Raw genomic sequence first — 16,274 nt, forward strand, 5'->3', positions numbered from 1 at the left:
ACGCCTATGGTAGCGAGCGCCCCAGATCCTGGTCGGCCCACCTCTGCCAATGCGGCGCGTAGGTCTGCCCGTCGCGCGCGAGCGCCCTGCTGCGCCGTTCGTCCTCGCCGGGGTCTGCGATCCAGATGACGAGATCGGCCTCGGCCTCGATAGCGCCGCAGCCCTCGATGATCGTCGGGGCGAGGGGGACGCGAATCGTCGCCCCGGTTATACCGGACTCCCAGTCCCAGGCCTCGTAGGAGGAGGCACGCCCTCCCCGCAGGTCCGCGGCAATTCGACGCGCGATGTGGGCGCCCTCCGCGAGGCCGTCCCAGCCGGGGTACCAGTCGTCGAGGTGCAGGACCTGCCAGCCTGGCAGGAGGGGCGTGAGCGCTGCGGCCAGGGTGGACTTGCCGGAGCCGGAGTAGCCGTCGATCGTGACGACCGGGACGCCGGGGCGCGCGCCCGCCTCACCAGACGAGGCCGTGGCCCGCACCCCCGCCAGGGCACTCAGGCGGGGGGCGAGCTCGCGGGCGGCCTCATCGGGGCCCATCGTGACGGGGACCGTGACCCGCAGGCCCACTCCCCCACTCACGTCTTCCCAGGTGAGGCCGCTCATCGGCCCACCAGGGCGAAGGTGCCCGCCCAGATGCTCGCGGCCAGCGCGATCGCGGGCACGGCGATGGCGACGACCATGAGGACGGCATCGGCGGCACGCAGGCGCGAGGGGCGCGCCCACGTTCGCTTGCCTGCCGCGCCGAAGCCTCGGGCCTCCATCGTGGTGGCCAGCTTGCCGGAGCGACGCAGCGCGAAGACCAGCAGCGAGAAGGAGCCTCGCAGGAAGGAACGGATGCGCGAGGAGTCACCGACGCCTCGGGCACGGCGCGCCCGCTCGAGGGCCTTCCAGTCGGCCGCCATCAGCGACGTCATGCGCGCGCCCGCGAGCGCAGCCAGCACGGGGCGGGCGGGCAGGTGCAGGATCTGCGCGAGGCCGTCGCCCATGTCGGTGGGGTCAATGCGGTCGAGCAGAGCAATCGCAGGCAGGACAATCGCGCACATGCGCAGGCCGATGCCCAACGCCAGCCACATGGAGTGATCCGAGATCGCTGCCGGCCCGAACTGCCAGTACACGGTTCCGCCCGGTGAGGCGTAGAGCAGCATCGACAGCGCGCCGAGCGGCGCGGCCAGCAGCAGCGGCGTCGCCTTCAGGAAGAAGCTGCGCGCCGACACACCCGACAGGGGCATGAGCGCAAGCTCGAGAATGACGGCAACGGCCGCGCTCACCGGGTCAATCGTGATCAGCAGGGGCGTGGTGGCGACCAGGAGGGCGAGCACGCGGGCGACGGGATTCGTACGCGCGAGGAGGCCTCGGGCGCCGCGCTTCGGGCCGCGACCGTGAACGTTCCCGGCGGGGGCGGCCCCGGCCTCGTCCGTGGAATCCTCGGGGGCCGCGCCACGCGTGCCGACCTGCCCGAGGTCGACGACGCGCTGGCCCATCGCGGCCACAAACGCGGGGTCGTGCGTGATCGACACCAGGGTGACGCCGCGCTCGAGGGCGGCGCGCAGGAGGCGCACAAGGCCGAGCCACGTGCCGCGATCCTGGCCGAAGGTCGGCTCGTCGAGGATGAGCAGCTCGGGTGCGCTGATGAGCGCGGTCGCCACCGACAGGCGGCGCTTCTCGCCGCCAGAGAGCGTCATGGGGTTGGCGCGCGCAAGTTTGGTCAGGCCCAGGGCCTCGAGGTGTTCGTCGACGAGGGGGGCGATCTCCTCGTCGGTCATGCCAGCGGCGCGCGGGCCGATCGCGAGCTCCTCGGCGACGGTGGCGGCCAGGAACTGGTATTCGGGCTCCTGGAAGACCATGGACATGCGGCCGAGCAGCTGCTTGCTGCTCCACTGGTGGGGGTCGCCGCGCGTGCCATCGGAGGTCTCGACCTCGACCGTGCCCTCCAGCGGCGGCAGAAGGCCCGCGAGGGTGAGTGCAAAGGTCGATTTTCCGGCGCCGTTAGCGCCAACGATGCAGGTGGAGACCCCGCGCTCGATCGTCAGGTCGATGCCGCTGCGCACGGGGACGGACGCGTCGTAGCCGATCGTCAGGTCAGCGACGCGGGCAATCGGGGTGGCATCAGACGAGGCCGGGGCAACCTCGGGGGCGGGTCCGACCTCGGCGGCGACGTCGTCGCCGGGAAGCCAGATGCCGCGCTCACGCAGGGCGTCACCCTGCTGGGCGAGGACCTCGTCGAGGGGGCCATCGGCGGCGATCGCACCGTCCGCGACCACGATGACGCGATCCACGAGAGAGGCCCACACGTCGACGCGGTGCTCGACGACGACGACGGTCGCGCCCGTGCGCTCGACGACCTTTTCGACGGCGGCGCGCACCTCGGCGACGCCGCTCGGGTCCAGGTTCGCGGTGGGCTCGTCCAGGAGCAGCAGGCCCGGGCCCATCGCAAGGATCGACGCCAGAGCCAGGCGCTGCTTCTGCCCGCCCGACAGCTGCGTCGTCGAATGATCCAGGGGGACGCTCAGGCCCACGGCCTCGAGCGAATTCTCCACGCGAGGCCAGATCTCCTCGCGCGCAACCCCCAGGTTTTCCATGCCGAAGGCCACGTCGTCGCCCACGCGGGCGAGGACCACCTGGGCCTCAGGGTCCTGCATGAGCAGGCCCACGCGGCCCCTCGCCTCGGCCGGAGCGACGCCATCGACGGTGAGCGTGCCGGTGGCCTCGCCCTCCTCGGCGCCGCCCAGCAGGCCGGCCAAGCCGCCCATGAGCGTCGACTTGCCCGACCCGGACGGGCCCAACACCAGCACGCGCTCGCCCGGCGCGATATCGAGATCAACGTCCGACAGCGCGGCGTTCTTACGCCCGGCGTGACGCCATCCCCAGCCGCGCGCGCACACGCGCGCGCCCGCCCCCTCACCCAGCGCAGCCGAGGCACCGGGCGAGGACACGGGGCGGGAGGAGGCGGGGTGGGCCTCGTCCATGGAACCGAAATCAGACAAGCTCACGCGCTCCACGGCCTGAGGCGAAGCGATCCAGGGCGCCTGTCTTTGCCAGCGCGTTCGTCAGCGCCCAAGCGAGGATACCCGCCAGGACAATACCCGACGCCATGCCGCACACGAGGTAGATCACGTTGTAGAGCACGCCCTTCGTGATGTGGCCGGAGAGGAAAAGCTCGAGGACCCACTCGAACGCAAAGGACACGGCGCCCGCAGCGCCCACGATCGTCACGTTGAAGCGGCGGTAGGCCACCAAGGCGAAGACGACCTCCGCGCCGAGGCCCTGCGCGAGACCCGAGTAGATGGTCTCGACGGCCCACTGGGAGCCCAGGGCCATGGAGACGGTGGCAGCCATCAGCTCGACGAAGAGCGCGGCGCCGGGCTTGCGGATGACGTAGCCGCCGAGCGTGCCGCCCAGCAGCCAGACGCCCGTCACCAGGCCACCCACACCGGGGCCGATAGTCTTGAGGAACTCGTAGCCTGCGCCGCCCACCTGGTTCCAGACGACAAAAATGAGGCCGCAAGCAACGCCCAGGACGGCGGCGGTGACGATGTCAATGACCCTCCAGCGGAGGGACGGAGCAGTGGATGCCATGCGAAAATACTCCCTTCGTGTTGCACGGCGGCCACGAGGGAAGAGCCTTCCTACGCCGGTATGATCCGGATCAGGTTCTACGGTCGGGGGTGGTCCCCTCTCAGCTCGCTTCGAGCTCCCGTGGCACTCTGGTGAGCATAGTCACTTGGTATTCATTCCGCTACTCATGCAGATGAGGACCGGTATGCGGGCCCTCTCCCGTGCCCCCGTCGCCGAGGACCCCGCGCGACGCGCGGCGCAGCAGGAAATGGCGGTTCGCGAAGGCCGCACCCACGATGAACGCGATCCAAATCAGCGAATAGACGAGGCCGGGGCGAGTATCGTCCCACATCGCCAGGATGACACCCATGCAGCCCATGAACGCCAGGACGATCCAGGCGCTGATCGCGCCGCCAGGGGCCTTGAACGTCGAGGCCGCATGCAGCTGGGGGCGCTTGCGCAGGTAGACCAGGTAGGACACGACGATGACAACCCACACGCCCATGAACAGCGTCGCCGACACGGAGGTCACCAGCGTGAAGGCCTCGGAAATCGAGCCGCCCATCCCCATGATGACGATGCCCGACAGGAGGCACACGCAGGACAGGAACAGGGCGTTGAGGGGCACGTGGTGACTGGACAGTCGGGCGAAGATGCCGGGCGCCTGCTCCTGGCGGGCCAGGCCGTAGAGCATGCGCGACGTGGAGTAGATACCCGAGTTCGCGCTCGACGCGGCCGAGGAGAGGACCACCAGGTTGACGATCGTGGCCGCGGCGCCCAGCCCGGTCAGCGAGAACATCGTGACGAAGGGGGACTTCTCGGGGCTCACCTGATCCCAGGGGGTCACCATCATGATGGCCGCGAGCGCAGCCACGTAGAAGAGCATGATACGAACGGGGATGGAGTTGACGGCCTTGGGCAGGGTGTTGTCCGGGTCGTCGGTCTCGGCGACTGTCGTGCCGACCATCTCGATCCCAATGAAGGCGAAGAGGGCGATCTGGAAGCCGCCGAGGAAGCCGGTGAATCCGGTCGGGAAGAAGCCGCCATGGCTCCACAGGTTCGAGACGGCGGCCGCGGTTCCCTCCTCGTCAACCGTGCCCATGGCGACCATGCCGAAACCGACGATGACCAGGGCGATGATCGCGACGATCTTGACGAGCGCAAACCAGAACTCCGTCTCGCCGAAGGCCTTGACCGTCATGGCGTTGAGGGCGAAGAGCAGCAGCGTCGTCGCACCGATGGGGATCCACGCGGGCAGGTCCGGCCACCAAAAGTGCGTGTAGCCGGTGATCGCGATCATGTCGGCGACGCCGGTGACCACCCAGCACGCCCAGTAGGTCCACCCCGTCACAAAGCCGGCCCAGGGGCCAATGAGGTCGCGGGCGATGTCCGCGAAGGTCGCGTACTTGTGGTCGGAGAGCAGCAGCTCGCCGAGGGTGCGCATGAACAGGAACAGGACCGCGCCGATGATCATGTAGACCAGCAGAATCGAGGGGCCCGCGACGGAGATCGTCTTACCCGATCCCATGAACAGACCCGTACCGATCGCGCCACCGATGGCGATCAGCTGGATGTGGCGGTTTTTCAGCGTGCGCTGAAGCTTTTCGCCACCCTGCTGGGGCTCACCGTGTTCGACGTTCTCAACTGTCATCGTTGTTCCTTCCGCCTGCTCCCAGCCTGGGGGCTTTTTGCGCGGCCTTTGCGCGCCTGCGTGACGCGCTTGACTATCCAACGCTACCGCACAGGTACGCGCATGACCGAATCCAGAGCTACGCATGGCAGATGCGGTGCATTCAAGTTAGGTTTGCCTTATGACGCAGAATTCGACGCCTTCGACGGGCGAGACCGCCACCCCCTCAACGGCCAAGGCCTCGTACCCCCTGATCTCCGTGGCCACGGTTACCACCGAGCGTGCCGCACGCTACGGCAAGCAGCTGGTGAGCCACATGGGCCACAAGATCACGGGTTCGTGGGACGAGGAAGCGGGCAGCGGATACCTGCTGTTCGACCGCGAGGGTCCGATCCTGGGGCGTTTCGACGTGATCGCGTCGGCGTCTGATCTGAGGCTTGAGCTGCGCACGGAGCCCGAGCGCGCCGATCGCCTCGAATTCATCGTCGGCATCCACCTGGCGCGCTTCGGCGCACGCGACAGCCTCGCTATTTCGTGGGAGCGCACCGACGGCAGCGAAGGTTCCACGCAGGGCCCCCTCACCCCTGAAGAGGTCGAGGCGCACGCCCGCGCCAAGAAGGCAGCACGCGAGGCGGCGGCGCAAGAGGCGGCGCGAGAGGCGGCGGTGCGAGAGGCCGGGCACGCGGAGTAGTCGCGGCGCGGCAACCCTCATCAATTCCGCACGTAATTCCCTGACGGACGGACGCGTTAGCGTCTCAAAAACCGCAGAATTCCAACGTTCTGACTTAAAATATTGAAACAGTCGCAGGGGAATTACGTGCGAAATTTCGGAGCGTTGACGCCCGCTCCCGGCAGATGTCGATGCAGTTCCCCCCACCATTCGGCACCGGGAGGCATTGCACTACTTTCGCCAGCGTTGCACTACTTAGCAGGGCATTGCACTAGTTAGGGAGCATTACACCAGTTAGGGAGCATTACACCGCCTGGGAACTGGTGTAATACCCAGCTAAATGGTCTAACACCACTTAGGAACAAGCCCCACCGCGCGGCCAGCGTCCGACCCCCGGAGGCATTGCACTACTTTCGCCAGCGTTGCACTACTTAGCAGGGCATTGCACTAGCTACTATCCAGTGCAATACTCCCCCATCTAGTGCATTGCTCCGTCAACTAGTGCAACGCTTCGGAGTCACAAGCTCCACCATGGTTCGCACAGCAACTCCCACACTGGGCATTACACCTCTTACGGGACGGTGCACCTCTTACGGGACGCTGCACCCGATCAGATCGGGTGTACTGCCTACGGATCGGGTGCAGCACCCACGCACACAAGCACAACCGTGGCGAATGCCCCGCCACCGTCCACCAATTCCGCACGTAATTCCCTGGCGACCGGACTTTGTAGCACCCCAAAAACCCCAGAATTCCAACGTTCTGACTTAAAAAGTTAAAGCATCTACAGGGGAATTACGTGCGAAATGTGGGGGACACACCCGGCCAGGCACTCAGATCACCACCCGTGAATCGCACCCACAACAAACCCCCACAGCCACAAGGCTGCGGGGGTTGTCATTCAGCTCATTGCCGCGCCACATCGAGACGCGCCGACATCAGCAGACACCGGCACGGAAGCGCAGACGCTCAGCGGCCCTCAAGGTAGTTCTTCGCCGCGATCAGGACCTGTTCCCACATGCCGATCGCGTCGTCGTACGCCTGGCGGGCCTCGGCCTCGTCGTCGGAAACCGACGCCAGACCCGACTCCTCCACGTGGATGGCGACGCCACCGCGCTCCTCGGACAGGGAGACCTCGACGCGGGTCGCGTACTCGTCCGGCAGCTCGTCGTCGGCGAGCGGGTACCAGCGGAAGGCAACGACATCCATCGGATCCTCGTCGGCCTTCTCGATCAGCCAGTCGCCGGCGTCCGGGTCGCTCACGCGATAGATGCCGTCATCCCCGAGCGTCACCTCGTGGTCACCCAGCGGGCCGTCGTTGACCCACCAGCCCGGCTCCGACACGAGCGCCCACGCGGCCTCAATGTCGCAGTCCACGACCACGTCGGTCTCGACGCGATCCAGGTCGTCCTCAACGTCGGCGTCAGAAGTCATGTCAAAGAAGCTCATACACCAACGGTACCGGGTCGGGCGCTCCCAGGCACGCGAATGGACACCCGAACCGGCACCCGTCTCCGCGCGCATACGACGAGGCCGTGGCCGGCCCCGCAGGGAAGCGAGAGTCAGCCACGGCCTCGGCGTGTCAAAGAGCCTCAGGCGAGACGCGTGATGCGGTAGCGCCAATCCACGGGGCCAACCTCGAGGGTCTCCACGCGGTAGTGCTGCTCGGAGTCCTGCAGGTGCGCGAACAGCGGCTCGGGCTGGTGGGGCGCGCAGATCTGGATGTTCTCGCCGACGGGCAGGTTATCGACCGCGGCGAAGAGGACCGCGTGGCGCACGACGCGGGGGATCGAGTGGATGACCAGCTCGTCCGCGCCCGGGCGGTGAATGACGCCGGCGCCGCCAGCGTGGACGTTGCCCGCAGAGGGGGCGCCGTCACCGCAGCCGCAGCCACCGGCCGTGGAGGCGATGGGCTCGGCGGCCATCTCGTGGGGACGCTCGGCGGGGGCGTCGTGTCCGCCGCAGCCGCAGCCACCCTGCTCGGGAGCCTGCTCGGCGGGGGCCTCGGCAGCCTCAGCGCCGTGGCCGTGTCCGCCGCAGCCGCAGCCGCCCTGCTCGGGGGCCTGCTCGACGGGGGCCTGCTCGGCGCGCGCCTTCTTACCTTCGCCACCACAGCCGCAACCGCAGCCGCCGCCCTCGGAAGGGACGGTGTTGGCGTCGACCAGCTTGAACATCTGACGGTCAGTCATGTCTTTTCCTTATCCTTCGGCCCGACGGGCCATTTCAGCGAACCTTACCCAGTGTAGGCATGCCTCAGCCGCGCACGCGCGTTCACTTAATGAGGAACTCGGCCTCGACCTCGACGCTGACGTTGAGGGGCAGCGCGGCGACGCCCACGGCGCTGCGTGCGTGCTGGCTGCCGAAGATCTCGCCGAACAGCTCGGAGGCGCCGTTGATCACGCCGGCCTGGCCGTAGAAGTCGGGGCGCGAGGACACGAAGCCCACGACCTTCACGACGCCCGCGAGGTTGTCGATGCCGCCCGCTGCTGCGGCGGCTGCGGCCAGGGCGTTGAGGGCACACACGCGCGCCGCGTCCTTGGCGTCCTCGGGGTCCGCGCCGTCCTCGCCGACCGCGCCGATGCACACGGGCTCGCCGTTCACGACGGGGATCTGGCCGGAGGTGCGCACGACGCCACGGTCGATGACGGCCGGCACGTAGGCGGCGACGGGGGTGGCGACGGCGGGCAGTTCGAGGCCGAGCTCGGCGAGCTTCTCGGAGGGGAGCATGAGGGGTCCTTTCGTTGTGATCGACGAGGCCGGGGCCTCGTCCTCTGGTTCCAGTTTAGTTGCGCTGATCCCGGGGGTGGCGAGTGAGGGTGCGGGCGTGAGATACCGGCTGGGACCTCGGCGAAAAAGACGCGATGCAGGCATGCGTGCGCCCCGCGTGTCGACAATCATGCGGGGCGCACTATTCAGGAAGGCTCAGCCCTGGGGTGCGGCCGGGGGCTGACCGCCCTGACCCGGACCGCCCGCCGGGGGCTGACCGCCAGCCGGCGGCTGGCCACCCTGTTCCGGACCGCCGGCCGGGGGCTGTCCGCCCATCCCCATGCCGCCCTGACCGGCGGTCGCCTCTGTGGCGGTGCCGTCGACGCTCACCGTGTAGGTGGAGCCGTTGGTCATGCCGGAGGTCGAGTAGATGACGTTTCCGAAGGCCTTGGGCGAGGTGTAGGTGCCCAGGACGGAACCGGAGGAGTCCGTGATCGTCACGGTGGATCCGGCGGAGCCGTTCGCGGAGGCGGAGACCCAGCCCTGGCCGTCGGTCGTGGTCGGCGTCTCCACCATCTCGTTGGTAGCGAAGGCGATGACCGTGCCACCCGTGATGCTCATGGTGCCGTTGCTGTCAAGGCTCGAGTTCGCGCCGGACGCCGGGCCGTAGACGGTCGTCGTGCCTCCGCTGATGGTCAGCGAGCCGTTGGAGTCGAGGCCGTCGCCATTCGCGTTGACGGTCACGGTTCCGCCGGTGATGGTGAGCTGCTCGCCGGTGTCTTCCATCGAGCCGCCACCGTCAGCCATGCCACCGGGGCCCATCTGCTGGGTGGTGGTCGTGTCGGTGGTGGTCGTGTCCGTGGTGGTCGCGGAGTCCGAGCTGGATTCGGCGACAGCGGCCAGGCCGGCCTCGACCGTGATCGAGCCCGAGGCGTTGATGCCGTCATCGCTCGAGGTCAGGTCGACGGTGCCGTCGGAGATTGTGATGAGGCCGCCCTCGAGGGCCTCGTTCGACTGCGTGACAGTCACGGTTGCACCATCCAGGACGGCCGCGACCTCGGTGTGCACGCCATCGTCGCCGGAAGCGGCGGTGATCGTGCCGGAGCTCAGGCGCAGCGCGCCGTTGGAGTGGATGGCGTCATCCCCGGCGTCGATGGTGGTCGTGCCGCCGTCGACGATAATGTAGGTCTGCGCCTTGATGCCCTTGGTCGAGCCCGTGGAGGGCTTGCCGGCCGACGCGCCGCCGCCCGAGGTGATCGACAGGGTGCCGCCGGTGACGATCGCGTCGGTGTACGCGTCGATGCCGTCGCCGCCCGAGGTCAGGGTGACGGTGCCGTCCACGATGGACACGTAGCCCTTGGTGTCGTCGTTGTCCTGGTCGGACTTGAGGGCGTCGCCGCCGGAGTTCACGGTGACGGTGCCGCCGGCAACAGTCAGGGAGTCCTTGCCCCGCAGGCCATCATCCGAGGCAGTCGCGTTGATCGTGCCGCTCAGGACGTACAGGTCGTCCTTGGAGGTGATCGCGTCCGAGGCGCCGGAGGTCACGTTGAGGGTGCCCGAGCCGGTGATCGTCAGGTCCATGTCGGCGTAGATCGCGGCGTTCGCGTCCTCGGTGCCGGTGTAGGTGCCGTCGGTGATCGTCGACGTGCCCTCGAGGGACAGGACGAGGTCGTCACCGCTGGTCGCCTCGATCGCGGCGCCCGTGGACGAGGTGATGGTCGCGTTGTCGAGGATCAGGACGACCTGGTCCTCGGCTCCTGCGGCCACGACGACCTTGCCGGTGAAGGATCCACTGAGCTTGTAGACGCCGGCCTTGGAGATGGTCAGCACGCCATCGCTCACGCTCACGGCGTCGGACGAGGAGGTCGCGGTCGTTCCGCTGAGCGTCACGTCGACGGCGTCCGAGGCCTTCCAGTCGCTGTCCTTCACGTAGGAGGCCTTCGCGTTCGAGGCCAGGGCGTCGGCCGCGGTGGGCGGCGCGGTCGTGTCGCCGTTGGTTCCGGAGGCGGCGACGGTCGCGGTGGCCGTGGTGGAGCCGGAGCCGGAGGAGGTCACGCCCGAGGAGCTGCAGGCACCCAGCGCCAGCGTTCCAACGAGGGCGATCGCGCCGATCGTCCGGGCGGGGGTCATGATCTTCTTCAGGGCTTTCATTGATTCGTCTCTTTCGTGTGCTTAAAGCTTGTGTTTCTTATGCTCAGCGCTTTCGTTTCGTGTGCTGTCGAAACCGCGGGCGCCGGTGTTAGGTCTGTCAGGCCGCCATCGCGAGGGGCGCGTCGTGCGTAAGCTCGGGGACCTCCACGTATTCGTGAAAGTACCGGTCCAGCGTGCGGTGCCACTTGTTCGCGGGCAGGTGGTGCATGGCGGCCATCGCGGTCCCGTACTTGGAGATCTTCACGGGTCGCACGCCGCCCTCCCACAGGAGGTGGTCGACGATCGAAGGGGTCGCGCCCGACTTCGTTTCGATGATGACCAGGTCGGGGCGGGCAACCTCGGTGCCATCCGTGCGCAGCGAGCGCCATGACAGGTTCGTGTCCACCGTCGCGCGTCCCACGCCACCGGGCAGAAGCAGGGTGTTGCGCTCGTAGGATCCAGCGAGCACCGGCTCGAGGGCTGGCACCAGGTGGCCGTAGCCCGTCTTCTCGACCTTGCCGGCCACCCACGTGCGGCGCTCACCCGCGAGAGGGGCCCCGGCCTCGTCCCAAGAGATCGGCATACGCTTCTTGACGGTCACGCCGCGCGGGCCGCGGGTCTTGACCTCCAGGAAGGACGCGCCCGAGGAGAGGTAGGAGCGGGTGCGGACCTTGAAGCGGCGGCGGCGCTTGAGCGCAGTCAGCAGGTACGAATCCATGTCGGGGGTGTCGTAGTAGGTGGAGGCGTAGCCCTGGGACACCTGGCCGTCAATCTGCAGAACCTTTGTGTCCTCAGGGAGGTGGCTCAGAATCGCCAAGGCCGTGGCGGCGTCCAGCGCGTACTTGCGGTCCACTCGGGTCAGCATCGCCGCGCGCTTATTCAGTTCATCGAGGCCGATCGAGTCGAGGTCGGCGAGAATCGAGTTCAGGGTGGCGTTCATGAGTCGTGTCCTTGGTGGTGGTCTGCGGGGTGGCGGTTGTGGCGGCTGGCTGGCCGGGCCGGCGTGTCAGGCGACCTTCGAGCGAACGTCCACGAGAGTCAGGTCGTTCACGAGGTCGAGCTTGACGACATTCACCGAGGCGACGGACGCACCGAGGCGCTGCTCGAGGGCAGCCTTCAGCTCGGCCGGGTCGGCGATCGCGCGGTCCAGCTGGACGGTCTGCGAGGTGTAGCGGCCGAAGACCAGCTTCGAGTCACCGAAGGCCAATGCCGCGAGGATCAGCGCGATGAGGCCACCGAGCAGCGGGGTCACCGCCGAGGACATGCCCGTCAGGAGGCCCAGAGCCAGTGAGGCAAAGTAGTAGGCGATTTCCGTCTGCGAGATCTGATCCGAACGCAGTCGGATGATCGAGAGAACACCGAAGAGGCCGAGGCCAAGGCCCGCGCTCACAGTCGAGTTCGCGAGGATGATCGTGACGGCGAGGACGCCGACATTCACACCGAGGAAGGCTGCGACCAGGTCGGCACGGCGGTGGCGTGGGAAGTACAGGCCGAACACGAGGGCGGCCATGGCAACCAGGTCAATGGCGATCAGAATCAGGGCGGTCATTGGTGTCTCCTTTTGTCGATGCACCAATTTCCCCACTCGACCCTATGAAGAACCTATGAAGCTCTCATATTTCTCATATGACTTTTGGGAGTGTTCCTGTGCGGCGCCGCTAGTGTTCCGGGCGCCTCTTGTGTGTTTGGGCCGGGCTGCTTTGAGTGCCCGTGGGCGGCGGCCCGCCCGCGAGTCGTCCGCGCCGCGAGCTTCGCTCGGCGCGTCGTCTCGAAGCCCGGCCAGGCCCCGCCACCGCCCACGGGCACCGCAGCCAGGCCCACCAATCCCTCCGGTGCCCTCCACACCAGTGGGGCCGGGTCGCTGATGTGTGGCTCTGCGCGTCCTCTCGAAGCCCGGCCAGGCCACTCCGCCGCCCACCGGCACCGCGCCCAGCCCTCGCAGCGCTCATCGCTGAGCCCACACCCAATTTCGCACGTAATTCCCCCACGACTGCTTCAAGTTTTGAATTCAGACCGTTGGAATTGCAACGTTTTTAGACATCGTTGAAACTTCATTCAATCGAATTACGTGCGACTTTTCTGGAGGCCAGGACCCGAGACTGCCCACGGAGACCGCAGCCAGGCCCTCCATCCCTCCGGCACCCTCCACAACTATGGGGCTTATTGTGCTCACGTGTTGCCCTGACCCCGCTGCCACCCACGGGCACCGCAGCCTGGCCCATTGGAGTCGCAGCCAAGCCACACCCCAACCCCACAAGCCTCACGTCCAGCCTTCACACCCAATTTCGCACGTAATTCCCCTACGACTGCTTCGAGTTTTGAACTTAGATCGTTGGAATTGCAACGTTTTCCGACTTTATTGAATCTTCTCCCAATCGAATTACGTGCGACTTTTTGGGGGTCCGACTCCGAACACCACCACGGGCACCGCAGCCAGGCCTCCCCACCCGCGTCTAGGCCCCACAAGCGCGACAAAATTCGCCCTGCTCGCCTGAAACCGATGACACCAATGCGGGTGGCTCACTGCCAGGAGATGAAACCACCGACACCTCTGCGATCTCCTTGCCGCACACGTTTGAAACCGCTGACACCTCTGCTCGCACAAAAGAGCCAATTTCAGGCCGTTTTCCGCCCGCAAAGGTGTCACGGGTTTCGTGCACCCCTCGCCAAGCACCCGCAAAGGCGATGACGGTTTCACCCTCGCCGGACGCTACGCCCACAGCCCAAACCTCGCGTGGCGTGCGCACACGCCACAACGCCGGTGGCACACTGGCCACATGACTGACACCCCCACACCCCGCACCCGGACAAATGAGCCGGCCCAGGCCTCGTCCCTCCCGTCCCTGGCGATCACCGGCGCGTCCGGGAACGTCGGAGGTACCACCGCCCGCCTCCTGTCCGAGCGCGGCCTGCCCCTGCGCCTGCTCGCGAACACGCCATCGCGCGCGCCCGAGCTGCCGGGAGCCGTCGCGGTGAAGTGCTCGTACGAGGACACGCTCACAACACGCGTCGCGCTGGAGGGCGTTGACGTCCTCTTCATGGTGTCCGCGCCCGAGAGCGAGGACCGCCTGGACAAGCACCTCGCTTTCGTCGACGCGGCGGCCGCCTCCGGGGTGCGCCACATCGTGTACTTGTCCTTCCTGAACGCGGCGCCGGACTCGACGTTTACGCTGGCGCGCACGCACTTCCACACGGAGGAGCACATCAAGGCGTCGGGCATGACGTACACGTTCCTGCGCGATTGCTTCTATGCGGACTTTTTCGTGGAGCTGCCGGACGAGGAGGGCCGCATCCTCGGGCCCGCCGGCGACGGGCGCGTGGGCGTGGTCGCGCGCGAGGACGCGGGGCGCGTGGCCGCGGGGATCCTGGCCGATCCGAGGCGCTACGAGAATCAGACTCTCGACGTGACGGGCCCCGAGGCCCTGACCCTCGACGAGATCGCCGCAATCCTCACCCGCGTATGGGGCCACCCCGTCACCTACGTGCGCGAAACCGTCGAGGAGGCGTACGAGTCCCGCAAGAAGTGGCTGGCCGCCCAGTGGGAGTACGACTCGTGGGTGTCGACCTACACGTCGATCGCGCGCGGCGAGATGGACGTCGTCTCCACGACCGTGCGCGACGTGACGGGCCGCGACCCGCTCACCTTCGAGGAGGTCGCCCGCGCGGCGCTCGCATCGGGCCGCTGACCGTCGCGGTTGTGGCTTCGTGGGCCCCGGCTTCGCTTCTCTTCTCAGGGACGAGGCCGGGGTTGCTTCATGCTCTCATGCTTGCTTGCACCCTTCGCCTATACTTGCGTCCCCGATCACACGGCTGCTAGCGTCAAGTCATGGAACACATGTCTGTGAACACTCATCCGGAGATCGTGCCTCCGGTCCTATATGTACCAGTCGATGAGCGAGCCGATGGGGAGCTCGGTTTTTCGCTCGCCCACATGTTCGATCAAACGACTGTACTTTTGGCATACACGTCTCTCGACCGACTCCTTGATGGGTTGGGCGAAACACAACGATGGGGTGTCCTAGAGACAAAACGACTTCCAGAGGTTCAGGAACAAACCAATTTTGACAAAATTGAAATTGACCGCTACATCGAACCCGATGCTCGCGAACGGAAAGCCCAATGACCGCGGATCTCGTTATCACTGAAGATATGCTTCTCCAAATGGCGAAAACATACGAGCGGCTGGAAGAGTCAATAAAAGATCTGCCTGCACAATTACCGCTTGAGGTTGACGCGGGAATTGCAACAGCATTAATAATGGACATGTTTGGAGTCCTTGACTATGCCGGAACAGCATTTGCCCAGAACTGCAATGTATGCTCTACCAACCTACGAACATTAGTCAACCAACATAAAGAAAATGAGGAAGAAGTTACACAGCATCTGGAAGCACTTGGAAAGCAGATGAAATAATGGCACCTAATTCCTCCTCACTCATCGACACACGCATTTATGGAAATCCTGACGACATTCGTGATGCTGCCGCAAAGGTGCGAAAAATCTACGAGGCATTGAACGATGCGTATATCGAAATGAGCAACTCACTCGTCCCACTCCCCGAATACTGGGGAGGCGAGAGCGCTAACGCATATGAGGAACTTCTTAATGCCTTTCGTTCATGCACTGGAGAAAACTCTAGCTATACATACAACGTCTGGGAGGCAATGCGAGCATACGCACAACAGCTTGATTATCACTACCGCGATATGGAGACCATTCGACATAATGCGATAGCCTGCGGCCTTACGATCATTAATGGATACGATATCGTCTCACCTCCTCCACTCGGCACGGAACCAGTAATGCCGCCATACGATGCTCCTGAGAGGGAGCACAACATTTATCGAGCTGATCGTTACGAGTACGAGCAAAGCAAGCTTCGCATCGAGGATTTCGAAGGATTAAAACTCCGTGTGCAGGAAGTTAGAGACGATCTCGAAGAATGGGTGAGGAAACATTTATCAAATGTCCAAGCGGATCCACCCCCTTCTTTCGTTAAGTTCGTCGACGACCAGCGGAAGGAACTCGTGGAAAGACCATGGCAGTTACTCCCTGATTTAGTCGATCAGTCGTTCGCAATTCGCGCAGCTAGTCGCCAGGACAAACTCACAGATGCCGTGAACTCTTTCAGCAAATCAATGAATTCACCAAAGGTAACTCAAATTCGGCCCACGGTGGACTTAAAGATTCAAAGAGCCATGGAGGCAAAACAAGGAGCTCGATCCGCAGCATCATTATCTTCTAAGGTCAGCACTGGAGCAACGGCTGCTGGTGGCCTGCTTCTCGCATATGATGTTGCGACCGCTGATAATCCATCAGAGAAGGCCATTTCAGGTATTGCTGGGATGATTGGAGGCGCAGAAGTTGCATCCTGGGTTTCCGCTGCCGTCGTCCGGCGCGGCGGAAGTGCTCTTCTAGGAACAGTTCTCGGCGGACCGGTCGGAGCGGTAGCAGCTATTGCGATCACGGAGGGCGTCGCATGGTCCTACAGACAGCTTCCCCTTGAATACCGAGAACGCGTTGACGCTACTCTTTGGCACTGGCCCTACTACATCGGCCTGGGGTGGTAAGCGTGGCTCGTCCTTCCT

General features: G+C 65.5%; 15 protein-coding genes and 1 riboswitch. Of the genes, 5 read left to right on the forward strand and 10 right to left on the reverse strand.

Annotated features, from left to right (window positions below; translation table 11 throughout):
- Positions 1–4: 4 nt before the first annotated feature.
- The 4 genes from JJJ16_RS07775 to JJJ16_RS07790 all read right to left on the reverse strand — a co-directional run bounded on the left by JJJ16_RS07775 (position 5) and on the right by JJJ16_RS07790 (position 5,201).
- The gene (locus JJJ16_RS07775; RefSeq protein WP_219752092.1) at positions 5–598 is read right to left on the reverse strand and encodes a hypothetical protein; all 594 of its coding nucleotides are present in this window, start codon (positions 596–598) and stop codon (positions 5–7) included.
- Positions 595–2,961 carry an ATP-binding cassette domain-containing protein gene (locus JJJ16_RS07780; RefSeq protein WP_219752215.1) on the reverse strand — a complete coding sequence of 789 codons (2,367 nt, stop codon included), beginning with the start codon at positions 2,959–2,961 and terminating at the stop codon, positions 595–597. Before JJJ16_RS07780 ends, JJJ16_RS07775 begins: the two co-directional genes overlap by 4 nt.
- A 10-nt stretch (positions 2,962–2,971) precedes the next feature.
- Positions 2,972–3,571, reverse strand: a complete 600-nt coding sequence (locus tag JJJ16_RS07785; RefSeq protein WP_219752093.1) for an ECF transporter S component — start codon at positions 3,569–3,571, stop codon at positions 2,972–2,974.
- Between the two features lie 30 nt (positions 3,572–3,601).
- Positions 3,602–3,703: riboswitch (TPP riboswitch) on the reverse strand.
- Between the two features lie 28 nt (positions 3,704–3,731).
- Positions 3,732–5,201, reverse strand: a complete 1,470-nt coding sequence (locus JJJ16_RS07790) for an amino acid permease (RefSeq protein WP_219752094.1) — start codon at positions 5,199–5,201, stop codon at positions 3,732–3,734.
- A gap of 160 nt (positions 5,202–5,361) precedes the next feature.
- Between JJJ16_RS07790 and JJJ16_RS07795 the strand changes: the two genes are divergently transcribed.
- Entirely contained in the window at positions 5,362–5,871 is a 510-nt protein-coding gene (locus JJJ16_RS07795; RefSeq protein ID WP_219752095.1) for a DUF2218 domain-containing protein, read from the forward strand.
- A 948-nt stretch (positions 5,872–6,819) separates the two neighbouring features.
- Here the strand turns inward: JJJ16_RS07795 and JJJ16_RS07800 are convergent.
- From JJJ16_RS07800 to JJJ16_RS07825, 6 genes are all read right to left on the reverse strand, one after another.
- Positions 6,820–7,299, reverse strand: coding sequence for a toxin (locus JJJ16_RS07800; RefSeq protein WP_219752096.1), 480 nt, complete (start codon positions 7,297–7,299; stop codon positions 6,820–6,822).
- Between the two features lie 143 nt (positions 7,300–7,442).
- On the reverse strand, positions 7,443–8,039 hold the full coding sequence (locus tag JJJ16_RS07805) for a DUF2249 domain-containing protein (RefSeq protein ID WP_219752097.1): 597 nt from the start codon (positions 8,037–8,039) through the stop codon (positions 7,443–7,445).
- A gap of 82 nt (positions 8,040–8,121) precedes the next feature.
- Positions 8,122–8,577 carry a RidA family protein gene (locus JJJ16_RS07810; RefSeq protein WP_048677725.1) on the reverse strand — a complete coding sequence of 152 codons (456 nt, stop codon included), beginning with the start codon at positions 8,575–8,577 and terminating at the stop codon, positions 8,122–8,124.
- 195 nt (positions 8,578–8,772) lie between these two features.
- Positions 8,773–10,707 (reverse strand): carbohydrate-binding domain-containing protein, encoded by a 1,935-nt coding sequence (locus tag JJJ16_RS07815; RefSeq protein WP_219752098.1) that lies wholly within the window; start codon positions 10,705–10,707, stop codon positions 8,773–8,775.
- A 97-nt stretch (positions 10,708–10,804) separates the two neighbouring features.
- Positions 10,805–11,626 (reverse strand): polyphosphate polymerase domain-containing protein, encoded by an 822-nt coding sequence (locus tag JJJ16_RS07820; RefSeq protein WP_219752099.1) that lies wholly within the window; start codon positions 11,624–11,626, stop codon positions 10,805–10,807.
- A 66-nt stretch (positions 11,627–11,692) separates the two neighbouring features.
- Positions 11,693–12,235, reverse strand: coding sequence for a DUF4956 domain-containing protein (locus JJJ16_RS07825; RefSeq protein ID WP_009054256.1), 543 nt, complete (start codon positions 12,233–12,235; stop codon positions 11,693–11,695).
- Positions 12,236–13,463: 1,228 nt separating this feature from the next.
- Between JJJ16_RS07825 and JJJ16_RS07830 the strand changes: the two genes are divergently transcribed.
- The 4 genes from JJJ16_RS07830 to JJJ16_RS07845 all read left to right on the forward strand — a co-directional run bounded on the left by JJJ16_RS07830 (position 13,464) and on the right by JJJ16_RS07845 (position 16,256).
- The gene (locus tag JJJ16_RS07830; RefSeq protein WP_219752100.1) at positions 13,464–14,372 is read left to right on the forward strand and encodes an SDR family oxidoreductase; all 909 of its coding nucleotides are present in this window, start codon (positions 13,464–13,466) and stop codon (positions 14,370–14,372) included.
- A 140-nt stretch (positions 14,373–14,512) separates the two neighbouring features.
- Positions 14,513–14,809 carry an SAV_915 family protein gene (locus JJJ16_RS07835; RefSeq protein WP_219752101.1) on the forward strand — a complete coding sequence of 99 codons (297 nt, stop codon included), beginning with the start codon at positions 14,513–14,515 and terminating at the stop codon, positions 14,807–14,809.
- Positions 14,806–15,099: a hypothetical protein gene (locus tag JJJ16_RS07840; protein ID WP_219752102.1), complete on the forward strand. Its 294-nt coding sequence runs from the start codon at positions 14,806–14,808 to the stop codon at positions 15,097–15,099. The genes JJJ16_RS07835 and JJJ16_RS07840 overlap by 4 nt, the downstream gene beginning before the upstream one ends.
- Positions 15,099–16,256, forward strand: a complete 1,158-nt coding sequence (locus JJJ16_RS07845; protein WP_219752103.1) for a WXG100 family type VII secretion target — start codon at positions 15,099–15,101, stop codon at positions 16,254–16,256. The genes JJJ16_RS07840 and JJJ16_RS07845 overlap by 1 nt, the downstream gene beginning before the upstream one ends.
- Positions 16,257–16,274: the final 18 nt, after the last annotated feature.

It is taken from the genome of Schaalia sp. ORNL0103 (assembly GCF_019429565.1).
Taxonomy (GTDB): Bacteria; Actinomycetota; Actinomycetes; order Actinomycetales; family Actinomycetaceae; genus Pauljensenia.